The sequence below is a fragment of the Methylobacterium sp. Leaf88 genome (assembly GCF_001422795.1).
Lineage (GTDB): Bacteria > Pseudomonadota > Alphaproteobacteria > Rhizobiales > Beijerinckiaceae > Methylobacterium.
The window spans coordinates 80,751-80,959 of record NZ_LMMK01000011.1; the positions used below are offsets into that span (position 1 = coordinate 80,751).

Genomic DNA, 209 nt, shown 5'->3' on the forward strand with positions numbered 1-209 from the left:
TGGCGGTGGCGGCGAAGGTCACTGGCGCGCCCGCCGCGGAGGTCGCCTGGATGGTGGGCGCCGGGGCGGAAATGGCGATGACGGGTTTGGCGGTGTCGGCCACCGTGAAGCTGAAGGCGACCGGATCGGCGGAATTGCCGGCCGCATCCGTCGCGGTGGCGGTGAGGGTGTGGGGGCCGAGGCCGAAGGTCTGGCCCGAGGCGACCACC

Annotated in this window: 1 protein-coding gene; it reads right to left on the reverse strand. The window is 73.7% G+C overall.

The window, feature by feature from the left end; genetic code table 11:
• The coding region (locus ASF20_RS24405; protein ID WP_162242612.1) for an HYR domain-containing protein at positions 1-209 on the reverse strand (209 nt) is incomplete at both ends.